This is a genomic window from Mumia spirodelae (assembly GCF_050632745.1).
Lineage (GTDB): Bacteria > Actinomycetota > Actinomycetes > Propionibacteriales > Nocardioidaceae > Mumia.
This window is the reverse complement of record NZ_JBODSD010000001.1, coordinates 1,311,414-1,326,944: the sequence shown is the minus strand read 5'-3', so window position 1 is coordinate 1,326,944 and position 15,531 is coordinate 1,311,414. Positions and strand designations below refer to the sequence as shown.

Sequence of the window (15,531 nt, the reverse complement as noted above, 5' to 3'; positions counted from 1 at the left end):
GTTTCATGGCGACGGCCGCGCTGCTGGCCTCGCTCACGCTCGTCACCACCGCGTGCGGTGGTGACGACTCGGACTCCGGCTCCTCCGGCTCGACCCCGACCGCGTCGGAGTCGATGTCGGACGAGATGACGGACGACGGCATGACCGACGACGCGTCTGCGGACCTCGTCGGTCCCGGCTGCGCCGCGTACGCCGAGCAGGTGCCCGACGGCTCCGGCTCGGTCGACGGCATGGCTCAGGACCCGGTCGCGACGGCGGCGAGCAACAACCCCCTGCTCAAGACCCTGACGGCGGCTGTCAGCGGGCAGCTGAACCCCGACGTGAACCTCGTCGACACCCTCAATGGCGGGGAGTTCACCGTCTTTGCCCCGGTCGACGACGCGTTCGCGAAGCTGCCCCAGAAGACGGTCGACGAGCTCTCCACGCCCGCCGGGGCCACGACGCTCGAGTCGGTCCTGACCTACCACGTCGTGCCGGGTCAGCTCAGCCCGGACGAGGTCGTCGGCACCCACGAGACCGCCAACGGCGCGGAGCTGGAGGTCAAGGGCACCCCTGACGCCCTGACCGTCGGGGCTGAGAACGCCGCCGTCGTCTGCGGCGGCGTCAAGACCGCCAACGCGACCGTCTACCTCATCGACACGGTGCTCATGCCGCCGATGTGACGCCCCCCGAACCGCCCGTCGGTCCTCGTTCCGCATCCCGGGGTGTGACGAGGGCCGGCGGGCGCCGTACGTCCCTACGCCTACGCCTTCGCCTTCGCGGCCTTCGCCGCCGCCTTCTGCTCCTTCTTGAAGGTGCGGACCTCGGCGAGCGTCGCCGCGTCCACGACGTCCGCGATGGAGCGGCGCGAGCCGTCCTCGCCGTACGCTCCCGCCGCCTCGCGCCACCCTCGGGGCTCGACACCGCGCTGCTTGCCGAGGAGCGCGAGGAAGATGCGCGCCTTCTGGTCGCCGTACCCGGGCAGCGCCTTCAGCCGCTTGAGCACCGTCGCGCCGTCGGGGTCTCCGTCGGTCCAGAGGCGGGTCGGGTCACCGTCGTACTCCGCGAGCAGGTACGACGCCAGCTCCTGGATCCGCTTGGCCATCGCGCCCGGGTAGCGGTGGACCGCCGGCGGCGTGGAGCACAGCGCCGCGAAGGCCTCCGGGTCCTGCTCGGCGACGGTGGCGACGTCGATCGACCCGAGGCGCTGCGCGATCTTGTACGGCCCCGCGAACGCCGCCTCCATCGGGTACTGCTGGTCCAGCAGCATCCCGACGAGCAGCGCGAACGGGTCGGAGTCGAGCAGCTGGTCCGCGTCGGCGTCACCGGTGAGGTTGAGGCTCATGCCCCTCATACTGCCCGACGCCGGCTGGTCCCTGCCGCCCGACGGAGCGCCGGAAGGGTCGGCACGTCGTACGGTGGGGCATGGCCGTGCCCGGACGCGTCAGTACCGCCGTCGCCGCTCTCCCGCTGCGCACGAGCAGCGACGTGCTCGAGATCGGCGGCGGGCCGGGAGTGGCCGCTCAGCTCGTGCTCGAGCGGCTCGGTCCGCACGGCAGCTATCTCGGGGTCGACCGCTCGGCCGTCGCCGAGGAGCGTACGCGCGACCGGTGCGCGGCGGCCGCTGCGGATGCGCGGTGGGAGGTGGTCCGAGGGCCGGTCGAGGAGGTCGCACCGACGCTCCCGGAGGCGTCGCGCGACATCGCCTTCGCCGTCAACGTGAACCTCTTCTGGACCGGGGACGCCACTCCCGTCGCCGCGGCGCTGAGGCGGGTGCTGCGGCCCGGCGGCTCGCTCTGGCTCTTCTACGAGACACCGTCGGGAGCGGTCTCCGACAGCGCCGCGGAGGCCGTCGTGAGCTCGCTGCGCGGAGGCGGCTTCGAGGCCGTGACCGTCGCCACACCGGCACCCACGGTGGTGGCGTTCGGCGCCCCGCAAACCCGGAACGGGATCACGAAAAGATAACGAAGTTGCAACATCCAACCTTCCAGGTCAGACGGCGAATTCACCGTCTCGGCCACCCTCGGTAAGGCTCAGAATCCCCGGCTCTCGTTACCGTCCGTGACCTTGGCGTGTGCAGGATGGGGAGAGCGACGTACCGACCGCGCTGCCCGCCCACGGCGTGCGGGCCTGGTCGGGAGCACCCCACGTGCGGTGCCGCAGTCGCCGGCAGACAGCGACGCCGCGTCTGACGTTCTCGGGCTCCACCCGACCGAGCGTGCGCGCGGCACGACCGAAAGGTGGCGAACCACCCCCGTCATGACCTCTCGTGTGAGCCCTGGCCCTCCGATCCCCGCTTCCCCGCACCCGCCCGTCGACGAGCCCGAGCTCCCCCCGCCCACCGCACCGCGCGACGACGACGCCCCCGTGGCGCTGCGCGTGGAGAACGTCTTCAAGGTCTTCGGACGTCGCGGACCCGAGGCGGTCCGCCGGCTCGAGCAGGGCGCGACGCGTGACGAGGTGAAGGCGCTGGGGACGGCGGCGGTCATCGACGCGAGCCTCGAGGTCCGCGCCGGCGAGATCTTCGTCGTGATGGGGTTGTCGGGATCCGGCAAGTCCACCCTCATCCGGATGCTCAACGGGCTCTGGCGCCCGACCGCCGGTCGCGTTCTCGTCGGGGACGACGACCTCAGCGCGGTCGACCCGCGCGAGCTGCGCGCCCTGCGCCGCGCCCGGGTCAGCATGGTCTTCCAGCACTTCGCGCTCCTCCCGCACCGCACGGTCCTGGACAACGCGGCGTACCCGCTGGAGATCCAGGGCGTGCGCAAGAAGGAGCGCCGCGCCAAGGCGGCCGAGGCGCTCGCCCTGGTCGGACTCGAGGGCTGGGAGGACTCGCTCCCGTCCCAGCTGTCGGGCGGCATGCGTCAGCGCGTCGGCCTCGCCCGCGCCCTGGCCGCCGACACCGACATCCTCCTGATGGACGAGGCGTTCTCCGCGCTGGACCCGCTGATCCGGCGCGAGATGCAGGAGCAGCTGCTCGACCTCCAGCGCCGCCTCGGCAAGACGATCGTGTTCATCACCCACGACCTGAACGAGGCCATGCACATCGGCGACCGCATCGCCGTCATGCGCGACGGCCGCATCGCCCAGGTCGGCACGGCGGAGGAGATCCTGTCCGACCCGGCGAACGACTACGTCGCGCAGTTCACCGCCGACGTCGACCGCAGCCGCGTCCTGACCGCGTCGTCGGTGATGGTCCGCCCTGCGGCGGTCGTCCCGGTCGCGGGCGGCCCTCGCCAGGCGACCCGGACGATGCGCGACGCGCAGGTCCCTGCGGCGTACGTCGTGGACCGGCAGCGCGTGCTGCGCGGCGTCGTCCGCGACACCACGGCCGCCGACGCGCTGAAGCAGGGCAAGGAGTCCCTCGCCGACGTCGCGCTCGAGGAGGTCCCGACCGTGCGCACGAGCACGCCGCTGGCGGAGGTCTTCGCGCCGTCGGCCGAGCACCCGCTCCCGGTCCCCGTGACCGACGACGACGGACGGCTCGTCGGCGTCGTACCCCGCGCGACGCTGCTCGCCGCGATGGCCCCGACCGACCTGACCCCGGGAGGCAGCGATGACTGACGGACCGATCCCCCGCATCCCCCTCGGCGACTGGGTCGAGCAGGGCGTCGACTGGGTCACCGACACCTTCCGTCCCTTCTTCGACCTCGTGAAGGACGTGCTGTCCGGCGCGTACGACGGGCTCAGCGAGGTGCTTCTCGCACCCCCGTTCTGGGTGGTCGCGCTCCTGCTGGTGCTGGTCGCCCTGCTCGCGAAGGGAGGGAAGCTCGCGCTGGTCTCCCTCGCCGGGTTCGTCGTCGTCGCCGGCGTCGACCAGTGGGAGAACGCGATGAAGACGCTCGCGCTGGTGCTCCTCGCGTCCGTCATCGCGCTGCTGGTGGCGATCCCGGTCGGGATCTGGGCGGCGCGCAACGACACCGTCTCGGCGGTCGTGAGGCCGGTCCTCGACTTCATGCAGACGATGCCGGCGTTCGTGTACCTCATCCCGACGGTCGTCATCTTCCTCACCGGTGTCGTCCCCGGGATCGTCGCGACGGTCATCTTCGCGCTCGCTCCGGGCGTCCGGTTCACCGAGCTCGGCATCCGGCAGGTCGACGCGGAGGTTGTCGAGGCGGGTCAGGCCTTCGGGGCGACCCCGGGCCGCATCCTGCGCCAGGTCCAGCTCCCGCTCGCGCTCCCGACGATCATGGCCGGCGTCAACCAGGTGATCATGCTGGCGCTCTCGATGGTCGTCATCTCCGGCATGGTCGGCGCCGAGGGACTCGGCCGGGACGTCGTCTCGGCCCTCAGCAGCGTCGACGTCGGCTCCGGCTTCGAGGCCGGCATCGCCGTCGTGATCCTCGCGATCTACCTCGATCGCGTCACCGCGGGCCTCTCCGCCCGCGCCCCCGTCGCGAAGGCGCTGGCGACGAGCCGGGCCTGAGCGACACATCCCCCAACCCAGGCGGGAGCAGACTCCCGCCGAAGGAAGGAACACATGTCACGCGTACGCACCTCCGGAATCCTGCGCGGCCTCACCGCTGCAGCCTCGGCGCTCGTCCTGAGCGCGGGGCTCGCCGCGTGCGGCGGGTCGGACTCCGCGAGCGGCAGCGACGACAAGACGATCTCGATCGGCATCCCGTCGGGCTGGGACGAGGGCATCGCCGTCTCCCACCTCTGGAAGGCGATCCTCGAGGACGAGGGCTACGAGGTCGAGACCGAGACCGCCGACATCGGCGTGATCTTCACCGGTCTGGCCGGCGGCGACTTCGACGTCACGTTCGACACGTGGCTGCCGCTGACCCACAAGTCGTACATCGACAAGTTCGGTGACGACATCAGCGACCTCGGCACCTGGTACGACGACGCGAAGCTCACCATCGCGGTGAACGAGAGCTCGCCGGCCAAGACCATCGGCGACCTCAAGACGATGGCCGACGAGTACGGCAACCGCCTCGTCGGTATCGAGGCCGGCGCCGGTCTCACGAAGGTCACGCAGGAGGAGGTCGTCCCGACGTACGGCCTCGAGGACATGGACTACGTCATCTCCTCGACGCCGGCGATGCTCTCGGAGCTCAAGAGCGCGACCGCCTCCGGCGACAACGTCGCGGTGACGCTGTGGCGCCCGCACTGGGCGTACGACGAGTTCCCCGTCCGCGACCTCGAGGACCCCGAGGGCACGCTCGGTGACGCCGAGGAGATCCACGCCTACGGCACGAAGGACTTCGGGGAGCGCTACAGCGACCTCGAGGACCTGATCGGCGCGTTCACGCTGGACGACGAGCAGCTGTTCTCGCTGGAGAACCTCATGTTCAACTCCGGGGACGACGTGTCCGAGGAGGAGGCGGTCGACCAGTGGCTGAAGGACAACGCGTCCTTCGTCGACGACCTGAAGGAGAAGGCCGTCCTGAGCTGAGCCCCGACGGCAGACCGGACGTCGTGGAGCGGACTCGCCCACGACGTCCGGTCGCGTCCGCCGTCAGCGCAGGAGGCCCAGCATCGCCACCGCGGTGAGGACACAGGTGAGGACGAGGGTCCCCGCCGCGTTCAGCACCGCCCGGCGGACGTCGCCCGCCTGGGCGAGCCTGACGGTCTCGACCATCGCGGTGGAGAAGGTCGTGTAGCCCCCGCAGAAGCCGAGTGCCGCGACCGCGTACGTCTGCGCACCGATCAGCCCCTCGAGGTGCGCACCGGCGAGGAGTCCGATCAGCAGGGAGCCGCTCAGGTTCACCACCACCGTCCCCCACGGCATCGCGGTCGGCCAGCGGGAGCGCACGGCGCTGTCGACCAGGAACCGGCACGCCGCGCCCCCGCCGCCGAGCACGCCCACGAGCGCCCACGTCAGCGCGCTCACCGCGCGTGCCCCGTCCGCCGTCCGGCACCGAGCAGGACACCGGCCAGGCACGCGACGAGCCCCAGGACGACGGAACCGACGGCGTACGCCGCCGCCAGCGCCACCGCGTCCGCGCGGACCAGCGTCACGGTGTCGAGCGCGAGCCCCGAGAAGGTCGTCAGGCCACCGAGGACGCCGGTGCCGAGCCCGAGACGCAGCAGCAGACGGGGCGGCGTCTCCTCCCCGGCGGCGAGCAGGCGCTCGAGCAAGACCCCCAGGAGGAACGCGCCGACCAGGTTCGCGGTCAGCGTCGCGACCGGCAGGGCGTCGCCGTCGTGGGGCCAGAGCTCGCTGAGTCCCGCCCGGGCGAGGGTGCCGACGGCACCGCCGAGGGCGACGACGAGGACGAGGAGCGGACGCCCGTACGCCGCCCTCACTCCGGCCGGCCCTGCGGCACGACGACCACCGGACGCTTCTGCGTGTGGGCGAGGCGCCCCGCGACCGAGCCGCCGAGAGCCTCGTCCACCCACTCGACGATCCCGGGCCGGCGGGTCCCGACCACGACGAGCGCGGCGTCGTACGTGTCCGCGACCGTCCGCAGCGCGCTCACGACCTCGCCGCTGGCCCGCACGAGCGTCCACCGCGCGGTGGCGCCGTCCAGCGCCGCGCGCACCCGCGCGAGGACCTCGGACTCCGTGCCGTCGGAGCCGACGACGTCGGGGTCGACCGGGACGGTGACCGCATCGGTCCCGTCCCCCTCGCGCGGGAGCCGCGTCGTGTCGATCCAGGCGCAGACCAGGTCGGCGTCCATCCGGGTCGCGAGCGCCGCCGCCTGGCGCGGGACGCTCGCGTCCTGGGTGGCGTTCACCCCCGCGAGGATCGGGCGTCGGTCGGGTTCGTCGGTCACGGCATGCTCCTGTCCTCGGACGGCACAGGGTCCATCAGCCGTGACGGCGGTTCAGACCGGTGAGGTCTCGGCGGGATCCATCGCCTCGCTCATCGTAGTCCGGCCCGACCTGGGCGCAGGCGGGCGTGGCCCGCCCGCGCTCACGCGTGCACGGGACGCGGGATGCTCCGGTTGGCGATCCGGTTCTCCGCCCCGACCATCCACGCGAGCTGCTCGACGCGTTCGAGGATCGCGTGCAGCATGTCCGCGGTGGTCGGGTCCTCCTCGTCGACGTCGTCGTGGATGCGGCGGGCGGTCGCCGCGACGGCGTGCAGGGCGCTGGTGACCAGGTCGACCGTCTCGGCGGTGTCCACCTCGTCGGAGGGGAACTCCGGGAGGCTGCTGCGCTCGGCGACGGTCGCCGCGCGCCCGTCCGGGGTGATGGAGACGGCGCGCATCCGCTCGGCCACGTCGTCGCTGAACCCGCGTGCCGCCTCGACGATCTCGTCCAGCTGCAGGTGCAGGTCGCGGAAGTTCTTGCCCACGACGTTCCAGTGCGCCTGCTTGCCGAGGAGGTGCAGGTCGATCAGGTCGACGTGCATCTGCTGAAGGTGGTCGGCCATCTGCTTCGACGCCTGGAACGGCGCCTCGACCGTACGGCTCTTCTCGCGGTTCGTCGTCTTGGCCATGGGAAATCCTCCTTCGTCGACTGCTTCGTCCCCTCGGGCGGTGCCCACCGGCCGTACGCTCATTCGCCGAGCGAGGTCCGGCCGAGCACGCCGTCGGGGTCGTACCTCTCTTTCACCGTACGCAGCCGTGCCAGCGTCGCGGGCGGGAAGGTCTTCGCCAGCGTCTCGGGTGTGACGACGGTCTCGAAGTTGCCGTAGAGGGCATCCACGACCGGGTCCCACACGTCGGAGACGTCCTCGCCCTCGACCGCCATGACGATCACGCTGTAGCCACGGTCGCGGTGCGCGAAGGCGGTCTCGTCGGGGTCGACGTCGCCGGCTGCTCCGGGGAACGCGCGAACCTGGACCAGGCCGAGCCGCCCGTCGTCCATGAGGCGGCCCGCAGTCCGTGCGGCCTCGTCGTCGAGGTGCGCGACGAGCGCCGAGCGGGTCGGCGGTTGCGGGTGCCCCGCGGTCGGGTCGCCGGTCGAGCGGATGATGCCCTTGTACGGCGCCACCTGGGCCTGCTGCTGCACCACCGGCGCGAGGTGGAGGAAGGGCTCGATCGCCCCGACCGCGGCCTCGGTGTCGTCACCGGCCCACACGATCATGATCCGCGCGTAGGTCTGGCCGTCGCCCGCGGGGAACACGGTCGTGAACGGCGTGAGCCGACGCGGGCTCGCCTCGGTGAGCGCCCCGAGGCGCTCGAGGTAGGCGGGCGTGTCGTCGACCTGGTGCACGATCACCGCGAGGACGACGTCGGACAGCTCCATCGCCTCGACGTCGAGGCTGGCCATGACCCCGACGTACTCGCCGCCGCCGCGGACGGCCCAGAACAGGTCAGGGTGGTGCTCGGCGTCGGCGCGCACCACCGTCCCGTCGGCGAGGACGACGTCGGCGCCCCGGACGTGGTCGATCGTGAGCCCGAACTCGCGGGCCAGGAGCCCGATGCCGCCCGAGGTGCCGAGCCCTCCCACGCCGACGTCACCGGAGTCACCCGAGCTGATCGCGAGGCCGTACGGCGCCAGCGCCTGGGCGACCTCGCGCCAGCGCAGGCCCGCGCCGAGGCGCACCAGGCGCCGCTCCCGGTCGAGGACCTCGACGTCCTTGAGGCGGCCCAGGTCGATCACGATGCCGCCGTCGTTGGTCGAGCGCCCGCCGACGCCGTGACCGCCGCTGCGGACGACGAAAGGCACCGGTTGCCGGCGCGCGTACGCGACCGCCTCCGCGACCTGGGCGGTGTCAGCGGGGCGCAGGACCAGCCCGGGGCTGCCCGGGTGCACATAGCTGTGCCGGACCCGCGCGTAGCCGGCGTCGCCCGGCTCGACCGCGTCTGCAGCCAACGACGCGGGGACGTCGTCGTAGTCGATGCCCGGGACGCGGCGGCCAAGAGCCGTCGCGCCCCGGACGCGTTCACCCGACGACGCGGTCTCCCGTTCTGCCGCCACGGCCTCGCGCAGCGCCGGGACGACCTCCTCGGCGAACTCCTGCATCGTGCGGGGATCGTCGGTCCCGAGGATGAAGGTGCCGATGCCGTCGTCGACCACGTACGGCAGGAGCTGCTCGACCCACGCCGCGGAGGGACCCTCGAGCGCACCGCTGCCGAGGTTTCCCCCCGAGATGTTGAGCAGACGCCGGATGTCGCGCGGATCGCGCCCCGCGGCCTCGGCCGCCTCGTCGATCACGGCGTTGCCGGCCGCGAGGTCCCCGGGCTGGAGGTAGCTGAGGCTCGGGAGCCAGCCGTCGGCCTTCTCGCCGATCAGCCGCTGCATGCGCGGCTTGTAGGCGCCGAGCCAGATCGGGACGTCGTGGGCCGGAGCGGGGCCGCGCTTCGCGCCGTTCGCGGAGTGGAACTCACCCTGGACGAACAGTCCGCCCCGCTCGTCGGCCGCCCAGATGCCCCGGATCACGTCGATCGCCTCGCTGAGCGCCGTCACGCTCTGGCCCGGCGTGAGCTTCTGTCCGCCCATCGCCGCGATGGCGTCCCAGAACGCTCCCGCGCCGAGGCCCAGGTCGATCCGGCCTCCGGACAGGAGGTCGAGGCTGGCGACCGAGCGTGCGAGGACGGCGGGGTTGCGGAGCGGGAGGTTGAGGACGTTCGCGGACAGGTGCACGCGCTCGGTCCGCGCGGCGACGTAGCTGATGAGCGTCCACGTGTCGAGGAACGCGGGCTGGTAGGGGTGGTCCTGGAACGTCACCAGGTCGAACCCGAGCTCCTCACTGAGCTGTGCGAGAGCGACGACCTGGTCGGGCGCCGCGTTCTGGGGCGTGATGAACGTGCCGAATCTCAGGTCGTGGCCGTAGTCGGGCATCCGGTCCTCCGTGTTTGGTTGATAGGTCAACCGTACCTCGCACTGGATGACACATCAACCTCCGGGTACCGTGGAGGAGTGACCGCGACCCGGACTCCCGACGCCCCGCTCGACGCGTGGCGTGCCTATGCTGCGGCGCACGAGCGCCTGGTGCGCCACCTCGCCCGCGAGATCACCCGGGAGACAGGTCTGTCGGACGCCGACTACGCGGTGCTCGAGGTGCTCGCGGAGGCGCCCGGAGGACGACTGCGGTCCCGCGAGCTCCGCCTCGCCCTCGAGTGGGAGAAGAGCCGCCTGTCGCACCAGACGCGACGCATGGAGCAGCGCGGGCTCCTCGGTCGCGAGACGTGCGAGGCCGACGGTCGCAGCGCGGACGTCGTGATCACCGAGCTCGGGCGGGCGGCGGCGGCCCGGGCCAGGGCCGTCCGCGAGACGTCGCTGCGGGCGCTGGTCGTCGACACGCTCGGCGCCGAGCGCGTCGAAGGGCTCGCGGAGACCGCCGAGCTCCTCGCCGCGCGGCTGGCCCGCGCCGCCGACGACGACCCGTACTGCCGCGCGGCCCTGGCAGCCGACGACTGACGGTTCGTCAGAGGGCGCTCACGAACCGCTGCACCGGCGAACCAGGAGCGGTCGAGCGGCGACCCGAGTCGATCCACGCGATCTGCGCGTCGACCAGGCGTACGGCAGCCTCGCCGGTCAACGACCGCAGCGGCGGCCGCGACGCCATCTGGCGCTGCGTGACCGACCGGTAGACCTCGAACGCGGGCGCGTGCGGCGCCGCGAGCAGCGTCCGCAGCGCCGCCCACTGGTCACGACCGAGCGAGCGCCGGTTCCCGAAGGCGACGTCCGCACCCAGCCGCGCGATGCGCCCGTCCGGGTCCCAGAAGCTCATCCCCACCCAGCCGCGGAACCCCGGGAACACGACCACGCGCGTCACCGAACCGAGCGCGACCTCGCGCCGCCGGACCCTGAGGAAGCCCTGCGCGAGGTCCCATCGGTGCGACGGCGCCGCCGCGACAGCCAGGCCGACCATCGACAGCGACAGCGCGCACGCGAGGGCGACCACCAGCGGCACGTCAGGCGGGACCTCACCCTGATCGACGGTCGCCGCGACGGCCAGTGCCACCACGACGAGCGGCAACGGAACCGCGATCAGCCCCACCTTGGGCCCGAGGCCCGTCCGGAACCGGACAGCTGGCGGCACTTGCTCCCGCACGCTCGCTCCTCCCGTGGACGTCGCCGGTCATGCTCTCAGACGCCGACCGCCTGCCTCCACGTCCGGTAGCCGCCGTCGAGGTTCGCGACGTCCTCACGACCCAGCTGACGCAGCAGTCGCGTCGCCGTGTGGCCCCGCTGCCCGACGGCGCAGGTGACGACCAGACGGCCGGCCGGCAGCTCCGCGTGCCGGCGACGGAGCTCGTCGAGCGGGACGTTGACCGCACCGGGCAGGGTCCCCGACGCGTACTCCCCCGGTGTCCGGACGTCGACCACGGTCGCACCGTCGCGCGTCACCGTGTCGATCTCGTGCCACTGCACGCTGTCGGTGACTCCGGCGGCGAGGTTGTCGGCGACCATCCCGAGCATGTTCACCGGATCCTTCGCGGACCCGTACTGCGGCGCGTACGCGAGCTCGAGGTCGGCCAGGTCGCTGGCGCGCAGGCCGCCGCGCATCGCGGTGGCGATCACGTCGATCCGCTTGTCCACACCGGACTCCCCGACTCCCTGAGCACCCAGGATCGCGTCGGTCGTGGGGTCGACCAGCAGCTTGAGCGCCATCGACCGAGCCCCCGGGTAGTAGCCGGCGTGGTCGCTGGGGTGGGTGTGGATCACGCGCACCGGCCGGCCGGCCGCCCGCAGGCGCTTCTCGCTCCAGCCGACCATCGCGGCGGTGGTGCCGAAGGCCCCGACCACGGCCGTCCCGAGGACCGGCGCCGCGCTCACCGCGCGACCGGCGATGACGTCGGCGACGAGGCGTCCCTGCCGGTTCGCGGTCTGCGCGAGCGGGACGAGCGTGGCGTCGCCGGTCAAGGCGTCGCGCTTCACGGCGACGTCGCCGACGGCGAAGACGGACGGGTCGGACGTACGCTGCCGCGCGTCGACGACGATGCCGCCGCGCTCACCGACCTCGAGCCCCGCCCGCTCGGCGAGCGCGGACTCCGGGACCACGCCGACCGCGGTGACGACGACGTCCGCAGGAAGCGTCGTCCCGTCGTCCAGGGACGCCGTCGTCGCGTCGATCGCAGTCACGGCGGCGCTCGTCCGCACGGTGACCCCGTGGGCACGCAGCCGCGCGTCGACGATCACCGCCATCTCCGGGTCCAGCGGCGGGAGCACCTGCGGCTCGCGCTCGACGAGCGTGACCGCCAGCCCGCGCCGGGTGAGGTTCTCGGCGAGCTCGATCCCGATGAACCCCGCCCCGACGACGACCGCCGTACGCGCCGCGTCGCCGTCGGTGCCGTGGAGCGCCGCGAGGATCGCGTCCATGTCGTCGAGGTCGCGGAGCGTGTGCGCCCGCTCGACGCCCGGGATCGGCGGCCGCACGGCGCGGGCACCCGTCGCGACGACCAGCTCGTCGTACGGCTCCTCGTACTCCTCGCCCGTCTCGAGCGCGCGCACCCGGACCACCCGACGCGCACGGTCGACGTCGACCACCTCGTGGCGCGTACGCACGTCGAGACCGAAGCGCGCAGCAAGCGACGCCGGTGTCTGGAGCAGGAGGTCGTCGCGGTCCTCGATCACACCACCGACGTGGTATGGCAACCCGCAGTTGGCGAACGACACGTGCGGACCGCGCTCGAGCACGACGATGCCCCGGTGCTCGTCGTTGCGGCGCAGCCGGGTCGCGGTGGACATCCCCGCGGCCACGCCCCCGACCACGACCGTGCGACGGCTCTCGCCCACCGCGCTCACCGCCGCCCGAACGGCGGGAGCCAGCTCGCGAGCGAGCGGGGCTTCTCCTTCGTGCGGTCGCACGTGCACCGGTCGGCCTTCGCCACCGGTCCCATCACCGCGTCGACGTGCTGCCCGCAGCCCGCCCAGGTCGTCTTGCCACATGTCCGGCACGTCACGGCTCGGCACATCTCGTCCTCCTTCGGATACCCATGGGGGTATCGGTTCGACATGCGGCGAGCCTACACCCCGGGGGGTATTCTTCAAGACATGCAGCTCTCCACCGATGCCACCCAGCCCGTCGTCAACCGCCTGCGCCGTGCACAGGGCCAGCTGGCGGGCGTCCTGCGCATGCTCGAGGAGGAGCGCGACTGCGAGGACGTCGTCACCCAGCTGGCGGCGGTGAGCAAGGCCCTCGACCGTGCGGGCTTCGCCCTGATCGCCACCGGGCTCCGGGAGTGCCTGAGCGAGGGTGACGAGGCCGACGCCGAGAAGCTCGAGCGCGTGTTCCTGTCGCTGGCCTGACGTCAGACGACGAGACCGGTCGCCACGAGGAGCACGGCGACCGCCACCACCGCGAAGCCGACACCGATCAGTCCGGGTGCCGACCGCAGGCTCTGCGGCGGCCCGACCCCGCGGTCGCGCTGCGCCGCCCGCGACCAGCGGACGGCGAGCCAGAGCAGGCCGACGACCGCCACCAGGACCGCGACCATGTCCCACGCGACCGAGCCGCGCCCGATCTCGACGACGGGCAGCAGCCGGTCGACCCAGGTGAACGGAGCCCGCACGGCGGAGTCCTCGCCGGCGAGGCACCCCGCGACGACCGCGAGGATCCCGACCAGCGCCACGAGCGCGGCACCCTTGTCACCCCACCACCCGCGGTGGATCAGCGCCCGCTCCTGCGCCCATCCCTCGTCGGTGTCAGGGAAGCGCCGCCGCTGGGCGTGCTGACCGTCCCACCACCGGTTGCGACGCCAGATCGACGCCTTCACGCGGGCGGGGTCCAGCGCACGGACGGCACGGCGGTGGGTACGACGCTGCGCGCGGGCGATCATCGCGACCGCGGCTCCGTCGTAGCCCCGCTCGTGCGCGGCGGTCAGCGCCGCCGCCAGGTGACGGTTGTCGAGAAGCCGCTGGAGGCCTGCTGGGGGGAGCGCGGCCGCGGCCGCGGCGGGAGCCGGGACGGCGACGGTCTGCGGCGCCGGGGCCGGGGGCGGTGCCGCCGGCACGGGCGCAGCGGGACGCGCCGCCGGCGGTGCCGGCGGGCGCGGGGCGACGCGGGTCCGGGCCGGCGCCTCGACCGCCGGTCTGGGCGCGCCGTCCTCGGCGGGGGCCAGCGCGCGGAGGGCCGTCACGACCTCGCGCATCGACGGGCGGTCTGCGGGAGAGACGGCGGTCGTACGCCGGACCAGCGGCACGAGCGCGTCCGGCACCCCGCGCAGGTCGATCCGGCCTTCGGCGACGGCGCTGAGCGTCGCGGCGTCGTCGCCGCGCGGGAACGGGGTGCGCCCTGACGACGCGAAGGCCATCAGCAGCCCGAGACCGTAGACGTCGGTCGCCGCGGTGGCGCGGTCCCCCGTCAGCCGCTCGGGTGCCGCCCAGGCGACGGACCCGACCATCTCGCCGGTCGTCGTGAGGTCGTGGACGTGGTCGCCCTTGGCGATCCCGACGTCGATCAGCGTCGCCCGCCGGCCGGCGAGCACCGCGTTGGCGGGCTTCACGTCGCGGTGCACGTAGCCGAGGTCGTGCAGCCGGCCGAGCGAGCGCCCGACGTCGAGCGCCGCGACCACCACCGTGGGCACCGCCAGCGGCCCGGCATGGCGCACCGCCTCGCCGACGGTCACGCCCTCGAGGAGCTCCATCGCGAACCACGGCCGCGCCGCGTCGAGGTCACCGGCGACGTACGCCGGGAAGCCGTTGCCACCCAGCTGGTGCAGCAGCCGCGCCTCGCGCGCGAACCGCTCGCGCGCTCCCGGGCCCTCGAACGTGAGGACCTTGACGGCGACCGGCGGCCCGCTCGCCGTGCTCCCCACGTAGACCGCCCCGAAGCCGCCGGAGCCGAGCAGCACGCGCAGACGGTACGGCCCGACGGACGCGGTCGACGGGTCGAGCGGCAGCGCGGCGCCGTTCGGGACGTGCACGGTCGGGGCAGCATCGACCGCCCGAGGGTCCGGGACCCGGACCGTCGGGACGTGGTCCTCTGCGGTGTCGCCCGCTGACATGTGCCCCTTCCATGCCGTCGGTACTGTCCTGGCAGCCTAACAACGCCGCAGGGTCTGCGATCCGCATCACACGGCGGCCGGGCTCACGCGTGGCGCACCAGCGAGACCGCGATCGCGAGCATCACGACGGCGATCCCGGCGTCCAGGACCCGCCAGGCGGTCGGGCGGGCGAAGAGCGGACGGAGCACCCGCGCTCCGTACCCGAGCGCCGTGAACCAGGCCCAGCTGGCCACCACCGCACCGAGCGCGAAGAACGCCCGGTCGGACCCGTACGAGGCTCCCACCGAGCCGAGCAGCAGGACGGTGTCGAGGTAGACGTGGGGGTTCAGCCAGGTCAGGGCCGCCGCGGTCGAGACGACCGCCCAGCCCGAGACCCGGGCGCCGCGGTCGTCGACCTCGAGGTGGCCGCCGACCCACGCCCGGCGCGCGGCGAGCAGCGCGTAGGCGGTGAGGAAGGCCGCACCGCCCCAGCGCGCGACCTCGACGAGCAGCGGGGCCCGCGCGAGCAGTCCCCCCACGCCGGCGACCCCCGCGACGATCAGCACGGTGTCGGACAGCGCGCACACGAGCACGACCTTGCCCACGTGCTCGCGACGCAGCCCCTGGCGCAGGACGAACACGTTCTGCGCCCCGATCGCGACGATGAGGGACAGTCCGGTCAACAGCCCTGCCACGACGACGGACGACGCTCCTCCAGCTCCCATGACCCCCACGCTAGGTGTCGCGACTTCTTCACTCCAGCTAAAGTTCCTTCAGCAGA

General features: G+C 73.1%; 18 protein-coding genes and 1 riboswitch. Of the genes, 7 read left to right on the top strand and 11 right to left on the bottom strand.

All coding sequences use genetic code 11. From position 1 onward, the window contains the following. Window positions 1-5: 5 nt before the first annotated feature. Window positions 6-662 (top strand): fasciclin domain-containing protein, encoded by a 657-nt coding sequence (locus ACQSSQ_RS06540; RefSeq protein ID WP_431326227.1) that lies wholly within the window; start codon window positions 6-8, stop codon window positions 660-662. An 80-nt stretch (window positions 663-742) separates the two neighbouring features. On the opposite strand, the gene ACQSSQ_RS06535 is transcribed toward ACQSSQ_RS06540, so the two are convergent. Next, complete coding sequence (locus tag ACQSSQ_RS06535) at window positions 743-1,324, bottom strand: HhH-GPD-type base excision DNA repair protein (protein WP_431326226.1); 582 nt, start codon at window positions 1,322-1,324, stop codon at window positions 743-745. An 80-nt stretch (window positions 1,325-1,404) separates the two neighbouring features. Here ACQSSQ_RS06535 and ACQSSQ_RS06530 point away from each other — a divergent pair, with 80 nt between their 5' ends. From ACQSSQ_RS06530 to ACQSSQ_RS06515, 4 genes are all read left to right on the top strand, one after another. Beyond that, window positions 1,405-1,944 carry a class I SAM-dependent methyltransferase gene (locus ACQSSQ_RS06530; protein ID WP_431326225.1) on the top strand — a complete coding sequence of 180 codons (540 nt, stop codon included), beginning with the start codon at window positions 1,405-1,407 and terminating at the stop codon, window positions 1,942-1,944. A gap of 294 nt (window positions 1,945-2,238) precedes the next feature. After that, window positions 2,239-3,543, top strand: coding sequence for a quaternary amine ABC transporter ATP-binding protein (locus ACQSSQ_RS06525; RefSeq protein ID WP_431326224.1), 1,305 nt, complete (start codon window positions 2,239-2,241; stop codon window positions 3,541-3,543). Next, window positions 3,536-4,405, top strand: coding sequence for an ABC transporter permease (locus ACQSSQ_RS06520; protein WP_431326223.1), 870 nt, complete (start codon window positions 3,536-3,538; stop codon window positions 4,403-4,405). The genes ACQSSQ_RS06525 and ACQSSQ_RS06520 overlap by 8 nt, the downstream gene beginning before the upstream one ends. A 54-nt stretch (window positions 4,406-4,459) precedes the next feature. Further along, window positions 4,460-5,377 (top strand): glycine betaine ABC transporter substrate-binding protein, encoded by a 918-nt coding sequence (locus ACQSSQ_RS06515; RefSeq protein ID WP_431326222.1) that lies wholly within the window; start codon window positions 4,460-4,462, stop codon window positions 5,375-5,377. A 63-nt stretch (window positions 5,378-5,440) separates the two neighbouring features. Here the strand turns inward: ACQSSQ_RS06515 and ACQSSQ_RS06510 are convergent, their stop codons facing one another. The 5 genes from ACQSSQ_RS06510 to ACQSSQ_RS06490 all read right to left on the bottom strand — a co-directional run bounded on the left by ACQSSQ_RS06510 (window position 5,441) and on the right by ACQSSQ_RS06490 (window position 9,660). After that, entirely contained in the window at window positions 5,441-5,815 is a 375-nt protein-coding gene (locus tag ACQSSQ_RS06510; protein WP_431326221.1) for a fluoride efflux transporter FluC, read from the bottom strand. Next, entirely contained in the window at window positions 5,812-6,231 is a 420-nt protein-coding gene (locus tag ACQSSQ_RS06505) for a CrcB family protein (protein WP_431326220.1), read from the bottom strand. The genes ACQSSQ_RS06510 and ACQSSQ_RS06505 overlap by 4 nt, the downstream gene beginning before the upstream one ends. Then, window positions 6,228-6,701, bottom strand: a complete 474-nt coding sequence (locus tag ACQSSQ_RS06500) for a universal stress protein (protein WP_431326219.1) — start codon at window positions 6,699-6,701, stop codon at window positions 6,228-6,230. The genes ACQSSQ_RS06505 and ACQSSQ_RS06500 overlap by 4 nt, the downstream gene beginning before the upstream one ends. An 18-nt stretch (window positions 6,702-6,719) precedes the next feature. Beyond that, window positions 6,720-6,795, bottom strand: a riboswitch (Fluoride riboswitch). Between the two features lie 46 nt (window positions 6,796-6,841). Further along, window positions 6,842-7,369: a Dps family protein gene (locus ACQSSQ_RS06495; protein WP_431326218.1), complete on the bottom strand. Its 528-nt coding sequence runs from the start codon at window positions 7,367-7,369 to the stop codon at window positions 6,842-6,844. Between the two features lie 59 nt (window positions 7,370-7,428). Next, window positions 7,429-9,660, bottom strand: coding sequence for an LLM class flavin-dependent oxidoreductase (locus tag ACQSSQ_RS06490; RefSeq protein ID WP_431326217.1), 2,232 nt, complete (start codon window positions 9,658-9,660; stop codon window positions 7,429-7,431). Between the two features lie 78 nt (window positions 9,661-9,738). On the opposite strand from ACQSSQ_RS06490, the gene ACQSSQ_RS06485 reads away from it, so the two are divergent. Continuing rightward, window positions 9,739-10,239 carry a MarR family winged helix-turn-helix transcriptional regulator gene (locus ACQSSQ_RS06485; RefSeq protein ID WP_431326216.1) on the top strand — a complete coding sequence of 167 codons (501 nt, stop codon included), beginning with the start codon at window positions 9,739-9,741 and terminating at the stop codon, window positions 10,237-10,239. Between the two features lie 7 nt (window positions 10,240-10,246). Here ACQSSQ_RS06485 and ACQSSQ_RS06480 read toward each other — a convergent pair whose 3' ends face one another. From ACQSSQ_RS06480 to ACQSSQ_RS06470, 3 genes are read right to left on the bottom strand one after another with little or no spacing between them, the layout of a single operon-like run. Beyond that, on the bottom strand, window positions 10,247-10,876 hold the full coding sequence (locus ACQSSQ_RS06480; protein ID WP_431326215.1) for a hypothetical protein: 630 nt from the start codon (window positions 10,874-10,876) through the stop codon (window positions 10,247-10,249). 35 nt (window positions 10,877-10,911) lie between these two features. After that, a complete protein-coding gene (locus tag ACQSSQ_RS06475; protein WP_431326214.1) occupies window positions 10,912-12,561 on the bottom strand; it encodes an FAD-dependent oxidoreductase in 1,650 nt (549 codons plus the stop codon). Between the two features lie 5 nt (window positions 12,562-12,566). Further along, entirely contained in the window at window positions 12,567-12,740 is a 174-nt protein-coding gene (locus tag ACQSSQ_RS06470; RefSeq protein WP_431326213.1) for a DUF8730 family Cys-rich protein, read from the bottom strand. A 79-nt stretch (window positions 12,741-12,819) separates the two neighbouring features. Here ACQSSQ_RS06470 and ACQSSQ_RS06465 point away from each other — a divergent pair, with 79 nt between their 5' ends. Then, window positions 12,820-13,074, top strand: a complete 255-nt coding sequence (locus ACQSSQ_RS06465) for a metal-sensitive transcriptional regulator (RefSeq protein WP_431326212.1) — start codon at window positions 12,820-12,822, stop codon at window positions 13,072-13,074. Window positions 13,075-13,076: 2 nt separating this feature from the next. Here the strand turns inward: ACQSSQ_RS06465 and ACQSSQ_RS06460 are convergent, their stop codons facing one another. After that, window positions 13,077-14,771, bottom strand: coding sequence for a serine/threonine-protein kinase (locus ACQSSQ_RS06460; RefSeq protein WP_431326211.1), 1,695 nt, complete (start codon window positions 14,769-14,771; stop codon window positions 13,077-13,079). 83 nt (window positions 14,772-14,854) lie between these two features. Continuing rightward, window positions 14,855-15,475 (bottom strand): LysE/ArgO family amino acid transporter, encoded by a 621-nt coding sequence (locus ACQSSQ_RS06455; RefSeq protein WP_431326210.1) that lies wholly within the window; start codon window positions 15,473-15,475, stop codon window positions 14,855-14,857. Between the last annotated feature and the right edge of the window lie 56 nt (window positions 15,476-15,531).